The organism is Bacteroidota bacterium, from assembly GCA_034723125.1.
In the GTDB taxonomy this organism is placed as follows: domain Bacteria; phylum Bacteroidota; class Bacteroidia; order CAILMK01; family JAAYUY01; genus JAYEOP01.
In genome coordinates this window covers 1-2,243 of record JAYEOP010000413.1, presented here as the reverse complement: position 1 = coordinate 2,243, position 2,243 = coordinate 1, and the positions used below count along the sequence as shown (strand labels likewise).

Below are 2,243 nucleotides of genomic sequence, written 5' to 3'. Positions count from 1 at the left end.
GTAATTTGCTTTTTTAGGTTGCATTTTTTTTAATTGCTTCTTCCAGTGATGTTGAAAAATATATGACTGTCTTCTGTCTTTCCCTTGTATAAATTTCATAGTATAAAAATAGAAATTATTCCTTTGGCGGCAAATTATCTTTATCTACAAATTGTTGATTTTTTTAGACAGTCTGACGACTAGGCTATGCTACGTACCGCATTAATATTACTAATATTTCTGCTTATAAATATATTAAATTATGGAACATAACATTCATGTTTACAGCTAATTATGATATGCAGTATGAGCCATTGTTGGCATTTCGTTATTTATATTTCACTGGCTATTTGGGCTAATGTTAAAGTAATTGCATTTTCTAAAAATGTGCGTATATTTTTCTCTTTTGATTCTATGTCATGAGAAATTGATATGACGTGAGGTTTTATCTCTAATGGTAAAGTTGAGTCTAATCGCTCTTTAATTTTATCAGATTGCAAAAATTCTAAAAATGCTCCTATTGCAAGAGTATTATCATCATATCCATAATGATGAACTGTTATGCCTAATTGATATCGTTTATCTTCAGATAGTTCTATTCGGAAAGCTAACCACCCTTTTGGTAATGATCTGTTGAAATAGTAATCATGTTTTTTCGCATACTTAATGATCTGACCTTGATAATAATGTTGATTTTCAGAATCTAAAGGTGAGCATGATTCAATAGTTAAACGCGTCCCCCCATTAAGTCTCTTTTCAAGATTTTCTTTTGCCTCAATAAGATAGTTGTTACAAAAATCGTAAACTTTACTTCTTGCATTATTTAATAAATTCTCTCGTTCCTTTTTTTCAGATTTTTGCCATTTCTCTACTTTTCCTGTAAAAATATCAGCAATCTCCTCAAATGAGGTGCTTGAAACTTCTTTTATATTTAATGCTTTTTCAATGTGCCTTTTTTGGACTTCAGCAAAATAATCAATTAGCATTTGAGGTTGCCCCTTGTCTGCCTGTTCAAGTGCGTTGATGTATTTTACTTTTGCTTCTTCCCTCAGAACAGTAAATGGGAAAAATCCACTCTTGATTAGGACTAAACTTGCTAATAATCTTGCAATTCGACCATTGCCATCTTGAAATGGATGTATTGTTGTAAATGCATGATGAAACCAAGTAGCACATATTAAAGGGTGAATATTGTTTGCCTCTGCTTTATTATACAATGATATAAGATTGTCCATTTCTGCCTCTGTATGTTCAGGCGGACAATATTGAATTACAATACCGTCTTCTCTTGTCGGATTATTTTCATGCTTTTTAAAATCGCCTTTTAATAAAGGTATTTTAGTTTTATTTCCAAATTGATCTCTACCTTCTGCATAATCTTGATGTCTGCTTACCAAAGCATGTAATTCTTTTATAAATCCAATCGTTAAATCTCTATTTTCTTTAACGACATCAAACACAAAATCAACAGCATTAAGATGATCAGAAAGGTGTGCGAGGAGTTTGGGCACAGGAACGTTTGTGTCATTATGACTTACGTATGATTCATAAAAACCTTTTTTAATAAAAGTCTCTGTAATTCCTTTTTCAAGGTCATACATTTTTTCAACAATTCCAGTCTCAATTGCGTGTTCTCTCTTTAATTCAGTTATAAATTCTTGGTATTCTTTAGAATTATTTTGGAGAACTTCTCTTCTCTCATACCAAGAAGAAGAAATATCATCAAGTGTAGATGTGTCAGAATTACTCCAATTATCAGTTAATTCGATATGATTCCACAATCTGTAAATCTTTTTTTCTTCCATGATTTCTCAATATATTATTAAAACTAAATTCAAATTACCTTTATGATATTTAGTAATTTATTATTACCCAAATTTACAATATTCTATTTAATTATTCTAATCCGATATTGTCTCTATTAACAGAGATTAGGATAATTATTGTGATTTATAATGAATGCCAACGAGTGGATATAATGACCACTCATTATATTTCCATTATATGTTTTGTTAAAAAATTTCATAATTCAATATTATCCAATGGCTTATAAATTTTGTAGTTCTAATATTTTCATATCCTAATAAATTTTGAATGTATCTTAAATCTATTCACAAAGATAATAAAAATTTTCACTATACAACAAAACAATACAGTCTTTTCCCTTTTACTCAACTTTTAATAGCCAAATTATACTTAACGACAGCCTGTCTAATAACCCTAACCACCAATTAAATTTTTGTCAAATATAAGGACATTTTGGC

The 2,243-nt window shown here is 29.6% G+C and carries 1 protein-coding gene; it reads right to left on the bottom strand.

All coding sequences use genetic code 11. The features are described from left to right. Positions 1-311 precede the first annotated feature (311 nt). Positions 312-1,784, bottom strand: a complete 1,473-nt coding sequence (locus U9R42_11015; GenBank protein ID MEA3496556.1) for a Fic family protein — start codon at positions 1,782-1,784, stop codon at positions 312-314. Positions 1,785-2,243 lie beyond the last annotated feature (459 nt).

Coding starts and splice junctions, on each gene's coding strand:
- U9R42_11015 (MEA3496556.1), bottom strand. CDS start 1,784: ATGGAAGAAAAAAAGATTTACAGATTGTGGAATCATATCGAATTAACT.